1 protein-coding gene is annotated in these 23,186 nt (G+C 59.6%); it reads left to right on the top strand.

Going from position 1 to position 23,186, the window contains the following annotated elements:
- Positions 1 to 199 precede the first annotated feature (199 nt).
- Positions 200 to 23,068 carry an SdrD B-like domain-containing protein gene (locus ACILSL_RS07750; RefSeq protein ID WP_395731433.1) on the top strand — a complete coding sequence of 7,623 codons (22,869 nt, stop codon included), beginning with the start codon at positions 200 to 202 and terminating at the stop codon, positions 23,066 to 23,068.
- Positions 23,069 to 23,186: the final 118 nt, after the last annotated feature.

The raw sequence follows: 23,186 nt of genomic DNA, 5'->3' as shown, positions 1-23,186 counted from the left end.
GAGCGCTCGTGGTTGGCTGGCACACATCAGCTTTCTATTGACCCTTCTATTTGGGGGCTCGCTAATGGCTGCCGTCGAGATAACCGATGTTAAAGTTGTGGCGGGCAGTACAAATCTCCTCATCGGCGAGGTTGGCTCCGTGGATATTAAGTATCGAAATGCATCTATCACCCAGAATGCACTGAATGCTCAGATCAACGTGCCAATCCCTCTAGCTCTGGCAGGTGGTGTTCCTGCCGATGTGCAGCTTGCAGGATCGGCCCATACAACAGCGGCCTTTTATAATCCGGGCACGCGGACAGCGACATTTACCTTCATCAATCCTTTGGGAGCGGGTTCGACTGGCACTTTGCGCCTCAGTGTTCGTTTTCCTGCTGGGACGACCCCCAACGGCCAGATTGTGGCGATTACTCCGGTGTTTACTGCGACTGGCGATCCGCCTAGTTCGAAAACGGTCAACCTGACGTCTGTCGCAGCTCCCAATCTGACCACCACAAAAACTATAGTGGCCGGCGGTGCGCACGACGGTGAGGTGGTCTATCGGGTGACAGCCTCCAATGGCTCGGCCACCGGCACCCTGAATATCAACGGTGCCACCCTGACTGACACACTTCCAGCGAATGCGGTGCTGGTGGAAATGATCCCATCGGGCTTGGGAACCTACAGTGGTCCTCCAGCCAATACGGTGGTTTGGAACCTGGGAACGCTGAATGCAGGGCAGTCGGTGAGTTATCTGCTGCGGGTGGCCTACCCGGCTGCAGCTTTTCCCCTGGGTGGAACGGTGGTCAATCAAGTGACCGCAGCGGGAACGCCGGTGGGGCTGCCACCGGTGTCGGCGAACGCGACTGTGCCACTCACTCTCAATGCCGGCGCTGCGAGTATGTCGTCGAGCAAAAGTCTGTTTTCGAGCACACCAGCCCTGAATTTCAGCCCTACTTACTACAATCTGAACGTGGCAAATAACGGCACGGCTGCGCTGAGCAATGTGGTGGTCGAAGACGTGCTCCCGCCTGAGTTCTTCCCATCGAGTATTGAAACGGGTTATGACACCGCGTTTGGCGGAGCAACGAGTGTCAAAGTGGAAATCTGGACGAAGAACAATCCGGCCTATGCCGAAGTCACCGGGTCACCCTTTGCAGTGACCTCAAGTTCTGCCGTGGTAAACTTGGTCCCGCCGCTAGTGACTGCATTGGATGTGGTGACCAAGGTGAGATTGACCTACAGTACCGTTGGTGTGGGCTTTGTGAATGACGCCATACGCATTTACGGACAGTTTAGATCACCGGATCGCGACGGAGTGGCCTACACGATCTCGGACAACGGGATCGTCACCTATCAGACGCCTGATGGAAGTGTTCAGAACCACCCCATCACCAACAATGGAACCGTAAGCTATGTGTTCAACGGCACGCCCTCCAGCACGCCGGTCACCTCCGTCAACACCATCCGTGAAACCCGCCCACGCCCATCGCTCCAAAAGACCGTGAGCAGCGCCTCACCAAAGCCAACTGACATTCTGACTTACACGATCAACATCAACAACGGGGCGGGAGCCACCGAAGGCCTGATCGATCCAGAGGTCATTGACCTACTGCCGAGCACCGTGACTTTGGTTCCTGGTTCGATCTCTCTGACGAGCGCACCTGGAGGCTTTACGATGGCTTCACCGGTGATCACACCGAATTTCCTCCCTGGGCAAACCAGGATCAAATTGAACTTCACCGGTTCGATTCCCGTCGCTGGATCTGCCGTCGTCACCTTGCAGGCCCAGGTCAATCCGGGTGTTGCCTCGGGCACGGTCGGCATCAATACCATCGTGTTATCGACCTTCTCCAACGGGCCGATGCACCCTGACGATGGCACTCCGATCACCGACACGCTGGATCTCGATGGTGACTCTGATTCCGCAGAGGTCTTTGTGGGTTCGACGGCAACATACACCGTCACCGAGCTGGCGGGTCTCGACTCTGAAAAGCAGGTTCTGGGCTACCTCGACACTGTTTACTCCAAGTTTCCGCAGTTGGGAAAAACCTTGCCGCTGGGAACTGCGGACTACCGTCACTACCTCTTCAATCCGGGCAATCAGCCCGCCGACGAATTGGTCGTTTATGACATCCTTCCCTACATCGGCGACACCGGAGTGCTGACCATTGATGACGGTCGTGGCTCGCAATACGCCGTGAATCTCGAAGGCCCGCTGTCTACCACTGCCACGGTGCGCCGCTGGAACACGGGGACCCAATCCTACGATGCACCGACAACGGCCCCGATCACGATCACTTACAGCACTTCATCCAACCCACAACGTCCCGAACTTTTCCCGGAGATTCTTTCCGGCCCGGCTCCTGTAGGAAGTGATGTTCCAAACTGGATGGCGGCGGGAGCCGTCTCCAACTGGAGTCTGATCCGCTCGATTCGTTTCGACTTCGGAGCTCTGGCTCTCAATCCTCTCGATGATCTGGAATTCCACACCCCCGTTCGTGTGGCCGCCGATGCAGATCCCGGTGAGGTGTCCTGGAACAGCTTTGCGTTCGCTGCCAAAAACGCCAACGACAACGAAGTCATCTCTCCTTCGGAGCCGATTAAAGCGGGTATCGAAGTTCGCGCTTCCAGTCTGGGGAATTATGTCTGGATCGACAGTACACTTGGCTCCCCTGTGACGACTGGAAATGGCATCCAGGACGGCATCGAAAATCCTCTCCCTGGTTCCACAGTCGAGCTTTTCAAAGCCGATGGCGTTACGCCCGTCACGAATGCTTATGGAGTCGTCGTGCCATCACAAATCACCAGTTCGAGTGGCCGCTACGAATTCACCGGCCTGATGCCAAGCAATCTGAGCAACACGCTCCCAGGCGGGCTCGTCGTCACCGGCACGGACTACGTCGTGAAGGTCACCCCTCCTGCCAACTACGTGCCCACCAGCGTCAATGGTGGTGACCCGGACAACAACACAGCCAACGATAACAACGGCGTGATCGATGGCGCAGGCCCAGCCTCCAAGAGTGCTCCGATCACACTCACCATCAGCAGTGAAACGACCAGTGATGGGCAGACTTCCGGCGTGGATTCTGATGGCAACATGACGGACGATTTCGGCTTCGTGCCCATCCCGGCCAACGTCGCATCCCTCGGCAATTATGTCTGGCTTGATCGCAATGGAAACGGCATCCAGGACCTGGGTGAACCGGCCATCACGGGTGCCGTTGTAAGCCTCAAAAATCCAGACGGCTCTCCGGCCATCGACATTCACCGCAATCCGGTTCCGAATGTCACGACGACAGCGTCCGGGAGCTACAGTTTCCTGGATCTCCTGCCAGGTGACTACTACGTCACAGTCACTCCTCCTGCAGGGCACAGCATCACCCTCGTCAACGGTGGTGATCCTGATACGAATCCAAGTAATACCGACAACAACGGCACCCTGGTTTCAGGGGTCATCCGCAGCTCAGTCGTGACTCTCGCCGCAGGTGAAAACGACACCACCGTGGACTTCGGCCTGATCCGTCCAGTTTCCGTCGGCAACTACATCTGGATCGACAAACGCGACGTCGCAGGCAATCCGAACGGCATCCAGAATGCCGGTGAAAACGGGCTGCCAGGAGCCGTGGTCACCCTTTACCTCGCAGATGGCACAACCCGCGCCAACAACATTAGCGGCACGCAGGTAGCCACGATCACCACGCCAAACACTGGCAAATACGAGTTCACCAATCTTCCTCCAGGTGACTACGTGGTCGGCGTGGCACCGCCGCCTTATTACATCCTCACGACGCCGACTGGCAATGATCCTGATAATGATGTCGTGGGAGACAGCAACGGCTACTACGAATCTCCCGGCGTGGTCAAAACACTCCCCGTCACACTTCACTCCAGCCTCGAACCCACGGGTGACAATCAGACTCCTGGCGCAGGTGCCGGAACTGATAGCGATGGCAATATGACGGTGGACATTGGATTCGTGCCGAATCTCCCAGATCTCGTTTCCGTGGGCAGCGTGGTTTGGTTCGACCTCGACAAAGACGGTCAGCAAGATGTGGGTGAACCTGGCATTTCTGGGGCGACCCTTTCTCTCCGCTATGATGGTGGCTCAACAGGCGCTCTCGATGCCTATCGCGATGCCGTAGCGGTGAAGACCACCGTGGCCGATGGTCAGTATGAGTTCATCAACCTGCTTCCACGCGACTACAATGTCTCCGTCACCGTTCCAGCCGGCCAGGGCTTTATCACCTCGCCTGGCGGACTCGACCCCGATGCCGACAGCAGCAACACCGACAGCAACGGCATCGTTGTCCGCAGCAACACAACCACGAGCCAGCCCTTCACTTTGGCTCCGAACACCGAGCCCACCGGTGAGGATAGCCTTGGCACTCCAGATGGACTTAATGTCGATGACAACAATGGTAACCTCTCCGTGGACTTCGGCTTCATCAAGCCCATCGCCGTGGGCAATGTCGTCTTCAACGACCTCAATAACGACGGCAACCACGACGTCGGTGAAGGCGTCAATGGCGTCACGGTGAGGCTTTTCGCAACGGGTGCCAATCCGCTCGTTGATCCTGCGGTGGCCACCACGACTACGGCTCCTGATGGCACCTATCTCTTCAGCAATCTCAATCCAGGCACCTACTTCGTCTTCATACCACCGACCAACTTCGGAGCGGGCCAGCCGCTGAATGGACTGATCAACATCGGTGGCACTCCAGGCTACTTGCGTGACGACGACAATGGCGATGATGCCCTCGACAGCATCACTTACCTCAGCTCCGGTCTCCGCAGTGATGATGTCGTGCTCGCACTCGGCGGCCAACCCCAGGATTCGGGTTATGAAGTCGGCTTCCTCAACACGTCCGACAATCCGTATGACTCCGATGTAAATCTCACCATCGACTTCGGCTTCTGGAATGACGCCGTGCTTGTCGGTATCGGTAACGTTGTCTTCATCGACGCGAACGGAGATGGTAAATACACGCCGGGCGAAGGCATCGACGGCGTCACAGTCGAGTTGTTCCAGCAAGGTCAATCCCTCGCCACCCGTCCCATCGCCACCACCACAACGGCGACGATCAGCAGCGTGAAAGGCATCTATGGATTCCAGAATCTGACGCCTGGAATCTACGTGGTACGCATCCCTGCTTCTCAGTTCCTCAGCGGCGGACCTTTGTTCGGCTACTACTCGGTTCCCGGTGTGAACGGCGCGGGCGTCGATGACAACGCGGGTGAGAAGGGCGTGGACAACACCGCTCCTGGCACCAACGGCATCCTCGCAAATGTGACCGTCAATGTCGGCACCGCCCCCATAGATGCGGGCACCGAAATCGGTGTGCTTGCCAACAGTGACAATGTCTCTGGTGATGCGAAGACAGACCTCACGGTGGACTTTGGTTTTGCCCAGCCAGTCAGCGTGGGTGATCAGGTCTGGATCGACAGCACTTACAATGGCATCAAGGACCCTGCTGAACTCGGATTCGCAGGCGTCACCGTCACTCTTTACGACGCGACAGGCACCACGCCGGTGACTACCAATCTGCTTGGTGGAGCCATCACGCCGTTTGTCACGACTTCGACGGGGCTCTACAGCTTCACGAATCTGCCGCAGGGCCAATACACGGTGAAGTTCACACCGCCGCCCGGCTATGTACCGACTCTGGTGAACGCCCCCGGCAGCACCACGGCGAATGACAACAATGGCCTCAGCGCCCAGAGCAGCGTGCTCGCCAGCGGTCAGTCAGACAACACACTCGACAGTGGTTTTGTGCAGCCAGTGACGGTCGGCAACTTTGTCTGGCAGGACATGAACGGCAACGGCATCCAAGAAGGCGGCGATCTCGGCCTCGCTGGCGCAACGGTGACGCTCTACAACGCCGCTGGCACCACCCAGATCACCACTGACATCAATGGCGTGGCCATCGCGCCTGTGGTCACTACAAGCACCGGTCTCTACACGTTCACCAATCTGCCTCCTGGCCAATACACCGTGCGTTTTATCGCTCCTGCGGGTTGGAATCCGACGCTTGTGAATGCCTCCGGCAGCACCACGGCGAATGACAGCAACGGCCTCAGCGCCCAAAGCTCCGTGCTCGCGGGTGGCGGCAGCGATCTCACACTCGACAGCGGCTTTGTGCAGCCTGCTTCACTCGGCAACTTCGTCTGGAAGGATCTCGACCGTGATGGTGTGCAGGATTTCAATGAACCCGGTATCGAGAACGTCGTCGTTACTCTTTACAACAGCGGTGGCACCGCCATCGGCACCACCACCACAAACGCCGTCGGCCTCTACAGCTTCACAGGTCTCGTGCCAGGTACCTACAGCGTTGGTTTCCCAACCTCGCTGACTCCGACAGGCGTGCTCAGCACGGCTGATGTTGGCTCTGATCTCACCGACAGTGACGCGAATGTCACCACCGGCCGCACACCGACCGTGACCCTCGTCTCCGGTGAAAACAACACCACGCTCGACGCAGGCTACAACTCACCGAAGGCTTCACTCGGCGACTTCGTCTGGAAGGATCTGAATCGCGATGGCATCCAGCAGGTCGGCGAACCCGGCATCGAGAACGTCATCGTCACTCTCTACAACAGCAGTGGCACGGCGATCGGCACCACGACGACGAATGCCGTTGGCTTCTACAACTTCTGGGACCTTGATCCAGGCTCCTACAGTGTGGGTGTTCCAACAACCTTGCCCGATGGCCTCATCCTTGGCGCTGCCGATCAAGTCGGCACAGATGCCACCGACAGCGACGGCAACATCAGCACAGGTCGCAGTCCCTCGATCACACTCGTGGCGGGTGAGTACAACTCCACCATCGACTTCGGCTTCTACAGCAACAAAGCCAGCCTCGGTGACTTCGTCTGGCTCGACCTCAACGGCAATGGCCAACAGGATCTGAATGAACCCGGAATCGAAGGCGTGACCGTCACCCTCTACAACAGCGGCGGCACAGCCATCGGCACCACCACAACGAATGGCGCGGGTTGGTATCAGTTCACCAGTCTTGATGCCGGCACCTACAGCGTCAGCTTCCCCGCCACACTGCCAAATGGCAACGCGCTGACCACCGCACTGCAAGGGGCAACTGCCACCGACAGCAATCCAAATGCTGGCACGGGCCTCACCGCCAATGTCACGCTCACGGCAGGTCAGCATAACGGAACGATTGATGCCGGCTACAAGTCCACGAAGGCCAGCCTCGGTGACTTTGTTTGGAAGGACCTTGATCGCAACGGTCGCCAGGATGCAGGCGAACCCGGCATCGAAGGAGTAGCCGTCACGCTTTACAACAGCAGCGGCGTTGCCATCGGCAGCACCACCACCGACAGCCTCGGTTACTACAGCTTCACTGAGCTGGCTCCTGGAACTTATGGCGTCGGTTTCCCGACCATCATCGGCCAGGGCATGGTCCTGACCACGGCGGACAATGCTGCGGACACCCTCGACAGCGATGCCAGCACCAGCACCGGACTCACCATCACCACCGTGCTAACGGCCGGTGAAAATGATCCAACGTGGGACGCTGGCTATGTTTCATCGCTCGCCTCCTTGGGTGACTTCGTTTGGAGTGACCTCGACAAGGACGGCATCCAGGATGCGGGCGAACCCGGCATCCAGGGCGTGACCGTGACCTTGCTCAACAGCAGCGGCGTCGCCATCGGCAGCACCACCACGAATGGCGTCGGTTACTACAACTTCACCGATCTCCAGCCCGGCACTTATGCCGTGCAGTTCCCGACCGCTCTCGGCACCACGGCCACTCTCACCCAAGCCGGACAAGGCACGCAAGCCTCCGGCAGCGATGCAAACGTCGGCACGGGCAAAACCGCCAACGTCACGCTCAGCGCAGGCCAGAACTACCCCGACCTCGACGCGGGTTATGTCACGCCGTTGCTCGCCTCCATCGGCAACTTTGTCTGGAGCGATCTTGATCGCGATGGCGTGCAAGACGCTGGCGAACCCGGCATCCAGGGCCTGATCGTGACCTTGCTTAACAACACCGGCACCGCCATCGGCACAACGACAACAGACGCCACCGGCTACTACGCCTTCACGAATTTGCAGCCCGGCACCTATGCCGTGCAGTTCCCGCTGACCGCCGGTGCCAGCTCCGTGCTGACCGGCATTGATCTCGGTGGCAATGACACGCTTGATAGCGATGCCAGCGCGACCACTGGCAAGACCACTAACGTCACGCTCGCCGCTGGCGACAGCAACACCACGCTCGATGCGGGCTACAGCTCGCCGCTCGCCAGCCTCGGCAACTACGTCTGGAAGGATCTCGACAAAGACGGAACCCAGGACTCCGGCGAACCCGGCATCGCCGGTGTCGTCGTCACCTTGCTCAGCAGCAGCGGCACAGCCATCGGCAGCACCGCGACGGATGCCACGGGCTTCTACACCTTCACCGGACTCCAGCCTGGCACTTATTCGGTCGATTTCCCTGTCACGGTCGGCAGCCTTGCGCTCTCGCCGCTGGATGCCAGTGGCAATGACGCCACCGACAGCGATGCAAGCCTCACCACCGGCCAAACGGCCAACGTTGTGCTCGCCGCAGGCGACAACAACACGACGCTGGACGCGGGCTACTACGATCCGCTTGCCTCGCTTGGCAACTTCGTCTGGCGTGACCTTGATCGTGATGGCGTTCAAGACGCTGGCGAACCCGGCATCGAGAACGTGGTCGTCACACTTTACAACAGCAGCAACATTGCGATTGGCACGACCACGACCAATGCCCTTGGCTACTATGCCTTCACCGGTTTGCAGCCGGGCGACTACAGCGTTGGTTTCCCTGCATCACTCAATCCTGATTTGATCCTCACGCTTCCCGGCATTGGCATCGAAGGTCTGGACAGTGACGCCAATGTCACCACGGGCCGCACTGCCGCCGTGACGCTGGCGGCTGGAGACAACTACCCGGACCTCGACACCGGTTACTTCAGCCCGAAAGCCTCGCTGGGTAACTTCGTCTGGTTCGATCTGGATCGCGATGGTATCCAGGATGCCGGTGAGCCAGGTATCGAAAATGTGGTGGTCACGCTTTACAACAGCAGTGGCACCGCCATCGGCACGACCACCACTAATGCCGTGGGCTTCTACAGCTTCTGGGATCTCGATCCCGGCACCTACACAGTGGGAGTGCCTCCGACTTTGGCCGATGGTAAACTTCTCGGTGCCGCAGATCAGTTGGGCACTGATGCCACTGACAGCGATGGCAACCCGGCGACTGGCAGGACCGCCAACATCACTCTCGCGGCAGGTGAAAACAACATCACCGTGGACTTCGGCTTTATCAGCAACAAGGCAAGCCTCGGTGACTTCGTGTGGATGGACTTGAACCGCAACTTCCAACAGGACGCCAATGAGCCAGGCATCCAGGGCGTTGTCATCACCTTGTATGACAGTGGCGGCGCGCCCGTGGGCACGACCACTACCAACGGCCTCGGCTGGTATCAGTTCACCAACCTCGACGCTGGAACTTACAGTGTCGGTTTCCCCACGGCTTTGCCAAACAGTGCAGTTCTCACGGCTTCACTCCAGGGAGCCACCACCACCGACAGCAATCCGGTCACTTCCAATGGTCGCACGGCTTCGGTGACTCTCATCGCAGGTCAGCACAATCCAACCATCGACGCCGGCTATGTCTCGCCGCTTGCTTCGATTGGCGATTACGTCTGGAAAGACCTGGATCGAGATGGTTTCCAGGATGCGGGCGAGCCAGGCATCGATGGCGTCACTGTGAATCTCTACAACAACCTTGGCGTGCTAGTGGGCACCACCACGACCAACAGCGTAGGCTACTATCATTTCGGTGATCTTCAGCCAGGGACCTACAGCATCGGATTCCCGACCACGCTCGGGAACGGTTATGTGCTGACCACTCGCGACAACGCAGCGGACATCGCCGACAGCGATGCCAACATCGGCACTGGCCGGACGACAACGGTCGTGCTCACCTCCGGCCAGAACTACCCAGACTTCGATGCCGGCTACGTCTCGCCGTTTGCTTCACTCGGTGATTACGTCTGGCGCGATCTCGATAAGGATGGTGCCCAAGACATGGGTGAGCCTGGTATTCAGGGTGTTCCTGTCACCTTGCTGAGCAGCAGCGGCGTGGCCATCGGCAGCACGACGACTGACGCCACCGGGTATTACATCTTCACTGATCTCCAGCCCGGCACCTACGCCGTGCAGTTCCCAGCCAGCCTCAATGGCAGCGACCTCGTGCTGACTACCATCGATCAAGGCGCAGACTCTTCCGATAGCGATGCAAACACGACCACCGGCAAGACGATCAACGTCACACTCGCTGCCGCTGAGCACAATCCAACGCTCGACGCAGGCTACGTATCACCGCTCGCCTCGCTTGGTAATTACGTTTGGAGCGACACGGATCGTGATGGCGTTCAGGACTCCGGCGAACCTGGGATCCAGGGCGTCAGCGTCATCTTGCTGAACAGCAGCGGTGTCGCCATCGGCTCCACCTTGACCGATGCCAGCGGCTACTACGTCTTCACCGATCTCCAACCCGGCACCTATGCCATCCAGTTCCCGGCCAGCCTCAATGGGGGTGACCTTGTGCTCAGCACGCCTGATCAGGGTGGTAATGATGCAACGGATAGCGATGCCAATATCACGACGGGCAAGACCAACAATGTCACACTCGCTGCCGGTGCTAATGACCTCACGCTTGATGCGGGCTATCAGTCGCCGCTGGCGTCCCTCGGCAACTACGTGTGGCGCGACACCGACCGCGATGGTGTCCAAGACGCTGGTGAAGCAGGCATCCAAGGCGTGACCGTGAAGCTCATCGACAGCTTTGGCAACACCCTGGGCAGCACGACCACGGACGCTTCCGGCCTCTATCTCTTCTCCGACCTCCAGCCCGGCACCTACTCGGTCGAGTTCCCACTCACCGTCGGCAGCCTGGTTCTCTCGCCAGTGGATGCCGGTGGAAACGATGCTGCGGATAGCGATGCCAGCCTCACCACAGGTCGCACCAGTGCGGTCACTCTGCTCGCGGGTGAAAACAACCTCACGCTGGATGCAGGCTACTACTCACCATTCGCTGCCCTTGGTGATTTCGTCTGGCTCGATCTGGATCGCGACGGCCAGCAGGATGGCGGCGAGCCTGGCATCCAGGGCGTGATCGTCACCCTCTTTGATGACAATGGAGACGCCATCGGCACGACCACCACCGATGCCACCGGCTTCTACCACTTCACGGAGTTGCAACCCGGTGACTACAGCGTCGGATTCCCGCTGACCAGCGGAGTGAATATTCTCACCACTCGCGACAGTGGCTCTGATGGAAGTGACAGCGATGCAAGCACCACCACGGGCAGGACGATCAGCCTGACGCTGGCTGCGGGTGACAACGATCTCACTTGGGATGCTGGCTACTACTCACCACTCGCCAGCCTCGGCAACTTTGTTTGGGAGGACGTGAACAAGAACGGCGCACAGGACCTCAATGAACCCGGCATCGCTGGAGTCACGGTCACCCTGCTCAACAATGGTGGCACGGCCATTGGCACCACGGTCACGAATGCGACTGGCTACTACAGCTTCAGCGGTCTCCAGCCCGGAAGCTACTCGCTGCTATTCCCAACAGCGCTGAACAACAACTCCTACACGCTGACCGCTGCCAACAGTGGTGCCGTCACCACGGACAGTGATGCAAACACCAGCACGGGCCAGACTGCCTCGATCACTCTGGTCGCCGGTCAAAACGACCCAACCTGGGATGCAGGCTACATCTCTCCGAAGGCCTCCATCGGTGATTACGTGTGGTTCGATTTGAATCGAAACTTCCAGCAGGATGCCAACGAGCCAGGCATTGAAGGCGTCACCGTCGTGCTCTACAACAACTCGGGCACCGCGATAGGCACCACCACCACCAACGGGGTCGGCTACTACCACTTCGGCGATCTCGATCCGGGCACTTACAGTGTCGGCTTCCCGACCGAACTCGGCAATCTCGCCGTGCTGACCGCTTCGCTTCAGGGTGCAACTACGACCGACAGCGATCCTGTCGTCGCCACCGGGCGCACGGCCGCTGTCACGCTTGCTGCGGGTGAGCACAATCCAACCATCGACGCGGGATACATCTCGCCGCTGGCTTCCATCGGTGACTACGTCTGGAGTGATCTGGATCGTGATGGAGCGCAGGATTCTGGAGAGCCCGGCATCCAGGGCGTAACCGTCAATCTTTACAACAACCTCAATGTCCTCATTGGAACCACCACCACGAACAGCGTGGGCTACTATCACTTCGGCGATCTCCAGCCCGGCACCTACAGCATCGGGTTCCCAATCAATCTCGGCAACGGTCACGTGCTGACCTCGCTGGATGCCGCCGCAGATGGTCTCGATAGCGATGCAAACCTGACCACGGGCAAGACCACCACGGTCACACTTGTGGCTGGCCAAAACTATCCTGACTTCGATGCAGGCTACGTCTCGCCGCTCGCTTCTCTGGGTGACTATGTCTGGCGCGATCTCGACAAGGACGGACAGCAGGATGTCGGTGAGCCCGGCATCCAGGGTGTTGCCGTCCTGTTGCTCAACAGCAGCGGTGTCGCCATCGGCAGCACCACGACGGACGCTACTGGCTACTATGTCTTCACCGAGCTTCAGCCCGGCACGTATGCCATGCGGTTCCCAGCTTCTCTTGAAGGCGGCGATCTCGTCCTCACCACGATTGATCAAGGTGCAGACGCATCGGACAGCGATGCCAGCACAACCACGGGCAAGTCTATCAACGTCTCTCTCGCGGCTGCGGAGCACAATCCAACCATTGATGCAGGCTACGTCTCACCTCTCGCCTCACTCGGTAACTATGTGTGGACCGACACAGATCGCGATGGCGTGCAGGATTCAGGCGAACCCGGCATTCAGGGCGTTACCGTCACGCTGCTGAACAGCACGGGCACAGCCATCGGCACCACTTTGACGGATGCCGGCGGCTACTACGTCTTCACCGATCTCCAACCCGGCACCTACGCCGTGCAGTTCCCAGCCAGCCTCAATGGTGGCGACCTCGTACTCAGCACGCCTCTCCTTGGCGGTGATAATGCCAAGGACAGCGATGCCGACATCAGCACCGGCAAGACGATCAACGTCACGCTCACTGCTGGTGAGAACAACCTCACCCTCGACGCGGGTTACAACTCACCGCTCGCTTCGATCGGTGATTACATCTGGTTTGACGCCGACCGCAACGGCCAGCAGAACGGCGGCGAACCCGGCATCGAAGGCGTGACCGTCACTCTATTCAATAGCAGCAACGTTTCCATCGGCACCACCACCACAGATGCCACCGGCTTTTACCGCTTCACGGATCTCCAACCCGGCGACTACAGACTCGGCTTCCCACTTACCGTTGGCAGCAAGGTGCTCAGCCCTGTTGATGTCGGTTCTGACAGCAGCGACAGCGATGCTAACCTCACAACGGGCAGGACCATCGTCACCACTCTGGTGGCGGGTGAAAACGATCTCACTTGGGACGTCGGCTATTACTCGCCACTCGCGACGTTGGGTAATTACGTCTGGAAGGATCTCAACAAAAATGGCGTGCAGGATTCCGGTGAACCCGGCATTGAGAGCGTGGTCGTGACCTTGCTCAACAGCGCAGGCGCATCCATCGGCACCACCACCACGGATGCCACTGGCTTCTATCTCTTCACTGGTCTGCAACCCGGCGACTACGCCGTGCAATTCCCGACGACCATCGGCAATCTCGTCCTCACTGGCATCGATCAGGGTGGCAATGACACGCTCGATAGCGATGCCAATGCAACCACTGGCAAGACGATCAACGTCACCCTCGCCGCTGGTGACAATAACCTTACGCTCGATGCCGGCTTCTACAATCCGCTGGCCTCGCTCGGTGACTACGTCTGGATGGACCTCAATCGTAACGGTCAGCAGGATGGTGGCGAACCCGGCATCAAGAGTGTCGTGGTGAACCTCCTCAGCAGCACCGGCACCGTGATTGGCACAACCACGACCGACAGCACGGGCTACTACCTCTTCAATGATCTGCAGCCCGGCACCTACGCTGTGCAGTTCCCGATCACCCTTGTGGACGGCAGCGTCATCACCAGCGTCGATCAAGGCGCAGACGCCACCGACAACGACGCCAGCATCACCACCGGCAAGACGATCAACGTCACGCTTGCCGCGACCGAACACAATCCAACCATCGACGCAGGTTACGTGTCTCCGTTCGCCAGCATCGGTGACTTTGTTTGGAAGGATCTCGACCGCAATGGCCAGCAGGACGGCGGCGAACCCGGCATCGAGAACGTCATCGTCACACTCTATAACAACAGTGGTGTCGCCATCGGCACCACCACTACAGACGCCGTCGGTTACTACAGCTTCTACGGCCTGCAACCCGGCACCTACAGCGTCGGCTTCCCGCTGACCGTCGGCAGCAATGTGCTCAGCCCTGCAAACGTCGGCAACGACGCCAGCGACAGCGACGCGAGCCTCACCACCGGCCGCACCGCGAGCATCACCCTTGTGCAGGGTCAGAATGATCCGAACTGGGATGCAGGCTACTACTCGCCGCTCGCTTCCCTTGGCAACTTCGTCTGGGAAGACGTGAACAAGGACGGTCAACAGCAGTCCACTGAGCCAGGCATTGCCAATGTCACGGTCGTCTTGCTCAACAGCACCGGCACGCCGATTGGCACCACCGTCACTGACGGCACAGGCTACTACAGCTTCGTCGATCTCCAGCCCGGCACCTACGCCGTGCAGTTCCCAGTCTCGCTGAACAATGGCGGCTACACGCTGACCACGGCGACCACCGGAGCCAGCGCTACCGACAGCAATGCCAACGCGACCACTGGCATCACCGCCAATGTCACGCTCGTGGCCGGTCAGAATGATCCGACCATCGACGCGGGTTACATCACACCGCTCGCTTCTCTGGGTGACTTCGTCTGGATGGACCTCAACAAGGATGGCAAGCAGGACGCTGGCGAACCCGGCGTGGCTGGCGTGACCGTGAAGTTGCTCGACAATAGCAACGTCGAGATCGGCACCACGGTCACCGATGGCACCGGCTACTACCATTTCGCCGGCCTCACTCCGGGCAGCTACAAAGTGCAGTTCCCGCTGACGCTCGCCGACAGCTCCGTGCTCACCGTCGCCGATCAGGCCGCAGGTGATGACACGCTCGACAGCGATGCAAACACGACCACGGGCCGCACCATCGCTACCACGCTGGTCGCTGGTGAAAACGATCCAACGTGGGACGCAGGCTACTACTCGCCGCTCGCTGCCCTTGGCAATCGTGTCTGGCTCGACATCAACAAGGACGGCATCCAGGACGCCAACGAACCCGGCATCGCAGGCATCCCCGTCACGCTCTACAACAGCGCAGGTGCTGCAGTCGGTCACGACGTCACCGATGGCGAAGGCTACTACTGGTTCCTCGGTCTCCAGGCAGGCACCTACAGCGTCGGTTTCCCAACGGTGGTCAATGGAGTCAATCTGCTCACCGGTGCCGACCTCGGAACGGAAGCCACGGATAGTGATGCGAACATCACCACGGGCCGCACTGCCACCGTCACGCTCGCTGCGGGCGAAGTGAACTCGGATGTCGATGCAGGCTACTACTCACCGCTCGCTTCATTGGGTGACTACGTCTGGCTTGATCTCAATCGCGACGGTCAGCAACAATCCGGTGAACCCGGCATCGCCAATGTCATCGTCACTCTCTATGACGCCAATGGCGTGGCTGTCGGCATCGACGTCACCAACGGCGACGGCTATTACTCCTTCATCGACTTGCAACCCGGCGACTACAGCGTCGGCTTCCCCGCCAGCGTGCAGCCCGGATACGTGCTTACCAGCGCTGATCAGGGCGGCAATGACGCGAAGGATAGCGATGCCAACCCAGCCACCGGTCGCACCATCACCACGACCCTGGTCGCTGGCGAAAACGATCCAACATGGGATGCAGGCTACACCTCGCCCTTCGCATCGCTTGGTAACTTCGTCTGGCATGACCTCAATCGCGATGGCATCCAGCAGCCCGGCGAACCCGGCATCGTGGGCGTCGTCGTCACTCTCTACAACGCCCAAGGCACAGCCGTCGGCACCGACTCGACGGATGGCAATGGCTACTACTCATTCTATGACCTGCAGCCCGGTGAATACTATATCGGCGTGACCACTACGCTGAACGATGGCCTCACCGTCAGCCCGCAGGATCAAGGCACCGATGACACGCTCGATAGCGATGTCTCGCAGATCACGGGCCGCTCCGCTCTGACCACGCTTTCTGCGGGTGAAAATGATCCGACTTGGGATGTTGGCTACTACACACCGTTCGCCAGCATTGGTGATCGCGTCTGGCGTGACACCGACCGCGATGGCATCCAGGACAGCAACGAGCCCGGCATCTCTGGCATCCGAGTTACTTTGTATGACAGCACAGGCGTCGCCATCGGCACCGACATCACAGATGGTCTCGGCTACTACGGCTTCTATGATCTCCAGCCCGGCACCTACGGCTTGGGCTTCCCGACCGAACTCATCGACGGCGCATTGATCACCACCATTGATCAGGGGGCAAACGACGCCAGGGACAGCGATGTCAACGCCACCACCGGACGCACCGTCACCACAGTGCTCGTCGCTGGCGAGAACGACATGACTTGGGATGCTGGCTACATCAATCCTCCACTCAGCCTCGGCGACTTCGTCTGGCTTGATCAGGATCACGATGGTCTGCAAGACCTCGGTGAACCTGGCATTGCTCTTGCGAAGGTGGAACTGTTCTTCGCGAACATGACTCCGGCCCGCGATTATGAGGGTAACCTCGTCGTCTTCCAGACCACCGGCAGCAATGGTGAGTATTTCTTCACCAATCTCGCTCCTGGTGACTACATCGTTCGTGTCACCGCTCCAGCAGGTCTCGCACCTACCATCGGCGGCGTCGATCCTGACAACGACAACAACAAGGACAGCAACGGCGTGGAGATGCTCGGCGAAGATTTCGTGCAGTCCCTGCCGATCACGCTGCTGAACAACAGCGAGCCTGTGAACGACAGCGATGTCGATACCAACACGAATCGCACCCTCGACTTCGGCTTCTACTATCCGAAGTATGACCTCGCTTTCCGCAAGACGCTGGCTCCAGCACAGGCCAATCCAATCAAGGCAGGCAGCAAGGTGACCTTCAATATTGAAGTGTTCAATCAAGGCGACATTGCAGTGAACAACATCACGCTCGTTGATTACACCCCAGTTGGTCTTGTCCTCGACACCGCGCTCTCACCCAACTGGGTCGCACAGGTCAATGGCACAGCCACCGGTCTCATCATCAATCCTGTTGCTCCTGGCAGATCCGCCATGGTCAGCATCACCTACACCGTCGCACTGACGGCTGAAGGCAGCACTCTGCACAACTTCGCTGAAATCACCGGAGCCAAAGATCCTGACGGCGCGCTCATCGCCGATGTGGACAGCACGCCTGACAGCATCCCAGGCAATGACGGCCTCGTGGATGACGACGAACTCTACAACAACAACGGCGACGAAGACGACCATGATCAGGCCGACATCGTCATCCTGCCTCCGGGCGTCTGGGATATCGCTCTGCGCAAATCCTTGGCCACCACTCAGGCTCAGGCCGTGAATCCAGGCGACAACGTCTCGTTCAACGTCGAGGTCTTCAACCAAGGCACTGAAACAGCCTACAGCGTCCGCGTCGTCGATTACATCCCGGCGAACATGACGCTCAATGACCTGCGCTGGACCGCCGCCACCGGCAACACCGCGACGAGCTTGCTCAATCAGCCGCTGCAACCCGGCACCAGCGTGATCCTGCCGATCATCCTCAGGGTGAACAACAATGTCGTCGGTCCCCTCGACATCACGAACTTCGCTGAAGTGCAGTCCTTCCTCGATGTGAATGGCAATACGCGCCCTGACAGAGACAGCCTCGCCGACAACTCACCAACGAACGATGGCCCGTCCACCGATGACGCCATCAATAATGAGAACAGCGATCAGGACGACCATGACGGTGCTCTCGTGAAGGTGAACGCCCCGCTCGTGTTCGACCTCGCGCTGCGCAAGAAGCTTGCCGAAGGCCAGAGCAGCACCGTGGCACGCGGTGGTCTTGTGACCTTCGAGTTCGAAGTCTTCAACCAGGGCTCCATCACCGCGCAGAACGTGGTTCTCACCGACTACCTGCCGAACAGCCTCGCTCTCGAAGACGACAACTGGTTCAGCACCCTGCCAGGTCAGGTGGCCACGACCGTCTTTGGTCCGATCACTCCAGGCCAGTCCGTGCGCCTCACCTTGACCGCCCGCCTCAGTGCGAACGCCACGGCGAACGCAACCATCAACAACCGCGCCGAGATCAGCGCCGCGCAGACCGGCACCGGAGCCACCGCCATCGATGGTGACAGCACCATGGACAACAATCCGAACAACGATGGCGTGCCAACCAACGACGAAATCAATGGTGCCAATGGCGACCAGGATGACGCCGACTTTGCCACCTTCACAGTGCAGCCTCCGGGCATCTTCGACCTCGCCATGCGCAAGACGTTGGCCCTTGGTCAAGCCACCTCGGTGAATGCAGGCGACTTCGTCAGCTACACGATTGAGGTCTTCAATCAGGGCTCCGTCACGGCCAAATCCATCCAGGTCATCGACTACATCCCTGCTGGCATGACGCTGGCAGATGCGAACTGGATCGACAATGGCAACGGCACCGCCACGGGCAGCTTTGGCAGCATCTTCACCCTCGCTCCTGGAGCCAGCGTGCAGCTTCCGATCCGCCTGAAGGTCAGTAACAGCGTCACCGCGGGCCAATTGCGCAACGTCGCTGAAATCATCTCCGCTCGCGATGCCGATGGCAACGTGGTCGCTGACAACGACAGCGTGAACGACACCAACGGCACGAATGACGGCCTCATGACCGACAACGAGCTGAACAACGCCGCCTTTGATGAAGATGACAGCGACTTCGCCCTCGTCACCGTCAATGATCCAGGTCGCGTCGATCTCGCCCTGCGCAAGTCCTTGAAACCCGGCCAGGCCGGTGGTGTCCGCCCTGGCGACAAGGTCACATATCGCCTCGAAGTCTTCAACCAAGGCGTGCTGCCAGCCACCGACATCAAGGTGTGCGACTACGTCCCTGCGAACATGAACTTCGTTCCTGCTGACAACGTCTTCTGGACCAGCGAGCCAAACAACATCGTCTCCTGCACTGTGACGGGCCCGCTTGCACCGGGAGCCAGCGCCACGCTGGAGGTTACACTCACCGTCGGCAGCGCAGCCACGCCGAACAGCAGTGTGGTGAACTACGCTGAGATCTGCTCCTTCAAGGCCACTGGCCCGAATGGCGTGATCATCACCACCGACGCCGACAGCACTCCAGACAATGTCTTCGGCAACGACGGCCAGATGACCAACGACGCCATCAACAACGAGTCCTTTGACCAGGATGACTCGGACGGTGAAGCGGTGAACATCCTCGCGCCGAAGAAGGTTGATCTTTCCCTCCACAAGAAGCTGGCTCCCGGCCAGACCAACACGCCAGCTCCCGGTCAGAAGGTGATCTATGAAATCGAAGTCACCAATGACTGCGGTGAGCCTGTGAAGGACATCAAGATCAACGACTACGTCCCATCCGGTCTCACGCTCGCTCCTGAGTGCATCGACCAATGGACCAACGAAGGCGGTGGCACCATCAGCCAAGTCATCCCTGGCCCGCTAGCTCCTGGCGCCACTCAGACCGTGCAGGTAACCTTCGTCGTCGGTGACAACGTGCTCCCCGGCACCACGCTGAACAACTGCGCCGAAGTCGCTGCTGCCAAGAATGAGCAAGGCCAGGCCGTCACGGATGCAGACAGCACCTTCAATAACAACCATGGCGACAACGGCACCTGCTGCGGCCTCGTGGAAGAAGATGAAGACGACAACGACTGCGTGGACATCACCGTCAGCGCCGCCAACCGCTTCGACCTCGCGCTCCAGAAGCGTCTGGCTCCGAACCAGATCGGCAGCGTGCGCCCAGGTGATCTCGTGACCTTCTCCATCGAGGTCTTCAACCAAGGCAGCATCCCCGCCACGCAGATCGGCATCGTGGACATCATTCCTGCGGGCTTCACGCTCTCAGACAGCGCCTGGGTCTCCATGCCAAACAACATGGCCCTGCGCAGCATCGCCGGACCACTCCTCCCTGGCACCAGCAGCATCGTGAACATCACGCTGAAGGCTGGCACCACCACGGGCAACGCGCAGAACTTCGCCGAGATCTTCGCCGCACGGAATGGCACCACCAACGTGGCTGTCACCACCGATGTCGATGGTCCATTCGACGCCAATGCCGCCAACGAGGCCACCATCGTCGATGACGAACTCAACGGCGCTCTCGGCGATCATGACAGCGCTGACATCCAGCTTGTCGAAGTCCTCAGTGGCCCGACGCTCGGTGACCGCGTTTGGGAAGACCGCAATGCGAATGGCCTGCAAGATCCGAACGAGCAGGGCATTGGCGGCGTGACCGTCTATCTCCTCAATGGCAGCGGCACGCCGACCGGCCAGAGCACGACCACCGACGGCAGCGGATTCTATAGCTTCACCGGCCTCACGGCTGGCGACTACTGCGTCCAGTTCGGCCTTCCGCAGGGCTTCGCCTTCACCAAGGCGGAGCAGGGGACCAATGACAACATCGACAGCGATGCCGATGCCACGACCGGCCGCACACCGAAGACCACGCTCGACGCCACCGAAAGCGATGGTTCATGGGATGCAGGAATCTTCCGCCCATCCACCCTTGGCGGCACCGTCTGGAATGACAGCAACGACAATGGCATTCAGGACCCATCGGAAACAGGTCTCGATGAAGTGACCGTGACGCTGACGCTGCTGAATGGCACCGTCGTCGCCACCACCACGACCGAAGTCGATGGCAGCTACGAATTCACCAACCTGCCATCCGCCCTCTATCGCGTGAAGGTGAACACACCACCGACCAGCGCACCGGTTTCTTCCTCGAACACCGACCTTGCTGACAACAATCAGCCTGGCGATGACAACGGCAACCAGAACGGTGCAGGCGCACCGACCAAGAGCCCCGTCATCACCCTCAGCTACGGTGAGAGCGACAAGACCATCGGCTTTGGCTTCGTGCCGACCGTCGGTGTGGGTAACTTCGTGTTCATCGACCACAACGGCAACGGCGTGGGCGACGACGGCGAAGGCGTGGCAGGCGTCACCCTGCGTCTCTACAAGCAGGGCGACACCGTGGGCACCAGCACACCGGTGGCCACCACGACGAGCACCGCAGGGGGCAACTACCTGTTCAGCAACCTCAAGCCCGGCGCTTACTTCATCAACATCCCGGCCACCCAGTTCGCCACCGGCGCACCGCTGGCAGGGCGCAACTCCATCCCTGGATCAGGCATCGACAACGGCGTCGATGACCTCAGTGATGAAAACGGCATCGACGTCGCCAGCACCGCTGTCAGCGGCATCCACTCCATCGTGTTCACCCTCTCGCCAGGCACCGAACCGATCGACGCCACCAGCGAAGGCGGCAACCGTGCCGATCAGGACAACGCCAACGACGCCAACACCGACCTCACCATTGACTTCGGGTTCGTCGGCGCCAAAGCCTCCACGTTCAGCTACTGGCAGGCCATCAACGGCCTCAACGGTCAGAACGGCCCGACCCAAAACGGCGACACCGACACGTTCAACAACCTCGTCGAATACGCCCTTTGCCAAAACCCCGCCAGCGGCGTGCAGCCATCGCCAGCGTTCTGCGCACGGTTGAATGCCGGCACCAACCCTGCCGACGGCAAGGTGGAAGCGTTCTACACCCGCCGCGCAGGTGGTGGTCAGAGCGACATCACCTACACCCTCGAAGTTTTGAACGAGTTGAGTCAGTCACCGACCGGCTGGAGAGCTTCCACGCTCACTCCGACCATCACCGCCAACGGAGACGGCACCGAGAGGGTGTATTACCCAAGCCTCGAGCAGGATCCAGCATTCGCCGGAACCGATCACGGGTTCGTCCGTCTCAAGGTCAGCCTCACCGGCACACCGAATAGCGGCACCACCGAAGTGTTCGGCTGGACCAAGCGCGCGTTCCCCCTCCAGTGTGAAACGTTCTCCATGCCTTACCTGCAGAAAGAACTGTTCAGCGGCGTCGTGGACAGCATCAGCGGCAACACCATCAACGTCGCCACCTCCGCTGGCCTCGTCAGCCTCACCGGCGTCATCAACCCAGCCCAACCCTCGTTCCTCGAAGTCACCGACGGCGACAACGAAGGCCACCGCTTCGAGTTGAATGAAGCCGCCACCACGGCCACCACACTGAGCATTGAGGCCAGCAGCGCACGCAACACCCAGGCCACCCTCCCAGCCAGCCTGGTCGGCGACAAGGTCACCGTGCGCAACCACTGGACACTCAACAGCCTGTTCCCCAAGACCTACTTCGTCGCAGGTGCCACCAGCACAGCCGGGGATCGACTGATGTTCTTCAACCCAGCCAAGAACGACTACGACATTATCTTCATGACCACCGTCGCCGGACAGCGCCGCTGGGTCCTCGAAGGTGACACCACCCGGGCCGACGCGGGCACCCGCATCCTCAGCCCTGGTGAAGCCGGTGCGTTCTTCGTCCACCCACGCAACAGCCCGATCACCATGTCCTTCGTCGGCATCGTCCGCGCCAATGACTTCGCCGTGCCGCTTAAGGTTGGCACCAACTACATCGGCGGTGGCTGGCCCATCGACCAGAGCCCGAACGAGCGCCTCATGAGCGTAACGAACGGCTTCACCGGTGCTCGCAGTTCCACCAATGCCGACCGCTTCCAGTTGTGGAAGGGGGACATCGTGTTGCATGCCGAGGGGTATGAAACCCACTTCCTCTACAACTTTGGCGGCCTCACCCAATGGATCACCGATGGAAACGCCACGCTCACCAACGAGAACGACCTCAAACTGTTCAAAGCCATGCGCGGCGTCGTGTTCACCAGCAGACTGGGCAAAGCCAACTACGTCATGCCAAACCCCTGGACACCCTAAAAAGTAACCGAACCGTTCCCCCGCCCTGGCTGGACTCCAAACACAGCTCCAGCCCATGGCACAGGGACGGCTCCCACACGGAAAACCCCCGCCAATCTCTTTGACCACGCCAGACCTT

The sequence above is a fragment of the Prosthecobacter sp. genome (assembly GCF_044222345.1).
In the GTDB taxonomy this organism is placed as follows: Bacteria; Verrucomicrobiota; Verrucomicrobiia; order Verrucomicrobiales; family Verrucomicrobiaceae; genus Prosthecobacter.
Note: the sequence above shows the minus strand (reverse complement) of the source record. Positions and strands in the feature narration are given on the sequence as shown.